The sequence below is a fragment of the Pseudomonas sp. P5_A12 genome (genome assembly GCF_056400685.1).
The window spans coordinates 1-2,789 of the sequence record NZ_JBFUKU010000467.1 but is presented as its reverse complement, the minus strand read 5'-3'; the positions used below and the strand labels follow the sequence as shown (position 1 = coordinate 2,789).

Here is a 2,789-nt window from a genome sequence, read left to right as displayed (position 1 = left end):
GTGTAATGCCCCATATATGGAGACAGTAGTGTCCCTGTTTCACCGACCGCTTTTGGTAGAGGCTGCTTGCCCTAAGTCGACGTGGATTTAACTCGTCGAGAAGGACGGCTCTTTAGCTGCCTTGCCACCTCGATCAATGAAAGCGTGCTGGCACTATTCGTCCACGGTAACACCCGATCCCCCTAATTCGCTGGGGACATCCTTCAGCTTGGGCAGTCCATCCTTGATGTGCAGCACGGTCTCCTGATAGTGGACGTGAACGCCTGGCGAATACGCGAGATCCGGGATGACCGCGGCATACACATCGATAAGCCCCATCCCCGGGTGCTCGGTGAAAATGTGCCCGCCGCAGTGCTTGCACCATTTGCGATAACTCTGCGGGGTCTTGTTGTAGGTACCAATGCTGTCAGCCCCCCGAGTGACTTGCACCGCCTCGGGTTTCCACAGCGTGAACGCATTGACCGGCCCTGCTGACCAATGCCGACATGACTCGCAATGGCAATAGCCCATGGCGGCCGGCTCACCGCTGACAGTGAACTCGACTGCGCCGCAAAAACAACTGCCCTTGTAAGACCTTTGAATGCTCATGGAATGACTCCTTGATCAGTGGTTACGCATACCGCCGGAGTTGGGATGGATCGCCGGAGCGTTGCCTGGTTTTACCCGTCGATGTAGCGCACCGCTGTCGCCGGCGTGCGTCGAACCTGCAATTCGAAAATGTCAGGGCGCGCATAGTGCCCGGTGACGTCGAGCGCCCTCCTCGCTGGCGCCACCAGTGAGACGTCGATGTCCGCATACAGAATGCCGACCTCTCGGTGTAACGGACCGGCCACGATCCGGCCTTGAGGATTGACCACCACCGAGTCGCCGTCGTTGATCCATTCCTCCGGATCGGGAAACAGCTGCGCACGAGCCGGGAAGTCATCGGGAACATCGCTGCCGCGCAGCGAGGAGCCACTGCCGAGCACCCAGCAGCGACCTTCCAGTGCAATGTGACGCATCGTGCAGATCCAGCCCTCGCCCGTGTCGTACGTGGGGGCGACGTAGATTTCCACCCCCTGGGCATACAGGGAATAGCGCGCCAATGGCATGTAGTTTTCCCAGCAGATGAGCGCACCCACGCGGCCGACCGGGGTATCGACCGTACGCAATCCGGACGCATCACCGAAGCCATGCACCATGCGCTCGGGATTCGTTGGCATCAGCTTACGGTGTCGGTTGAGCACTTCGCCGGTCGGACCAATAACGACTACGCTGTTGTAAAGCGTGCCGCCGCCATTGCGCCGCTCGCATTCATTGATGCCGCAAACGATCGTCACGGCGTGAACGCGGGCGGCCTCGCACAATTCGCTCAGGTCACCGTTCGCAATATCAACGGCGTTGGCCAGCAGCCGCGTGTGCAACTGGCCCATTACCGCACCGTCCTTTCCCGCCGCCAGCCGCCAGATCCATGACGGGTAACCAGGAATGAACGATTCGGGTAAAACAATCAACGAGCCCCCCGCCGCTGCTGCTTCAGCGACCGATTGCACGGCTCGGGCGATCGTCGCGCTGCGATCGAGCAGCACTGGCGGGCGCTGAATGATGGCTATCATGGTCATGACGTTCTCCTGTGGCGGTTGGCTATTGAGGGCTTCAGCGTGCGCGTGGCGAAGTCGCGAGACTAGTGCAGAATCTGAAGCGTTGTAGTTGCGGAGGACAGGCGATGGACGAAAGCTACGGTCAGTTCTGCACCGTCGCACGCGGTGCTGAAGCACTGTGTGAACGCTGGACGCCCTTGGTCGTGCGCGAGCTGCTGTGCGGCAGTAAACGCTTCAATGAACTGCACCGCGGCGTACCCCGGATGTCCACCAGTTTGTTGGCACAGCGGCTGCGCCACCTGGAAGAGATCGGTGTCGTGCATCGCACGGCCGCAGGCAAAATCTGGGAGTACAGCCTGACCGAGGCAGGCGAGGATTTGCGTCCCATCATTATGGCGCTAGGCCATTGGGGCTCGCGGTGGATAGGCAGTCGCCTTCGCGACAACGAACTCGACGCCGGCCTGCTCATGTGGGATGTGCGCCGGTTTGTACGCATCGAGATGTTCCCGTCCCGACCGGTAGTCATCCACTTCAGGTTCCGCGACGCACGGTCCGGCGAGCAAGAGTGGTGGTTGGTGGTCGAACAGGGCGTGGCAGATCTGTGCCGCGACGACCCCGGCCGCGAACTCACGCTCGTCGTGGACTCTAGCGTGCGCGCGTTGACCGAGGTGTGGACGGGCGACCGCACACCCAGAGAGGTTCTTCAGTCGCGAGAGCTGCGAGTAGACGGCGCCGTGCAGGATGCAGAAAACTTGTGGCGCTGGCTTGGCACGAGTGCGTTTGCYGGTACCCGGAGCGCTGCAATCGAGTCTTTGCAATAACTATCAAAAACGGAGTATTGCTCATGTTCAAACACCTTCGAATGATGGCAATGATTTCAATCTTCGCAATCACTGCGGGCTGCCAAATGGATCAATCAACTTCCGCCTCTGGTGCGAAGGCTGCTAACGCGGAAATGGACCGCGAGGCGAACGCGGCGTTACAGAGTTTGTATACCAAAACGCCACAAGCGCGCGCTCTCGCGCAGCGAGCCAAGGGTATCCTCGTTTTCCCTGATGTGCTGAAAGCGGGCCTCATCGCCGGCGCACAGCATGGCGAAGGCGAATTGATCGAGAACGGAAAAGTCACGGGATACTACGCGACCACAGCAGCCTCATACGGCCTTCAGGCGGGCGTGCAGAGGTTTGGGTACGTGATGTTCTTCATGAC

General features: G+C 59.9%; 4 protein-coding genes. 2 read left to right on the top strand and 2 right to left on the bottom strand.

Going from position 1 to position 2,789, the window contains the following annotated elements; all coding sequences use genetic code 11:
* Positions 1–153: 153 nt before the first annotated feature.
* Positions 154–588 (bottom strand): GFA family protein, encoded by a 435-nt coding sequence (locus tag AC1DSG_RS29980; RefSeq protein ID WP_477794106.1) that lies wholly within the window; start codon positions 586–588, stop codon positions 154–156.
* 71 nt (positions 589–659) lie between these two features.
* Complete coding sequence (locus AC1DSG_RS29975; RefSeq protein ID WP_477794105.1) at positions 660–1,601, bottom strand: carbon-nitrogen hydrolase family protein; 942 nt, start codon at positions 1,599–1,601, stop codon at positions 660–662.
* A 104-nt stretch (positions 1,602–1,705) separates the two neighbouring features.
* Between AC1DSG_RS29975 and AC1DSG_RS29970 the strand changes: the two genes are divergently transcribed.
* Together AC1DSG_RS29970 and AC1DSG_RS29965 are read left to right on the top strand one after the other, a co-directional pair.
* Entirely contained in the window at positions 1,706–2,401 is a 696-nt protein-coding gene (locus AC1DSG_RS29970; RefSeq protein WP_477794104.1) for a winged helix-turn-helix transcriptional regulator, read from the top strand.
* Between the two features lie 23 nt (positions 2,402–2,424).
* Positions 2,425–2,789: lipid-binding SYLF domain-containing protein (locus tag AC1DSG_RS29965; RefSeq protein ID WP_477794103.1), on the top strand; the 365-nt coding region annotated here is incomplete at its 3' end.

Excerpts from the sequence above, each read along its gene's own strand:
- AC1DSG_RS29975 (WP_477794105.1), bottom strand. The coding sequence starts at position 1,601 with ATGACCATGATAGCCATCATTCAGCGCCCGCCAGTGCTGCTCGATCGC.
- AC1DSG_RS29980 (WP_477794106.1), bottom strand. The coding sequence starts at position 588 with ATGAGCATTCAAAGGTCTTACAAGGGCAGTTGTTTTTGCGGCGCAGTC.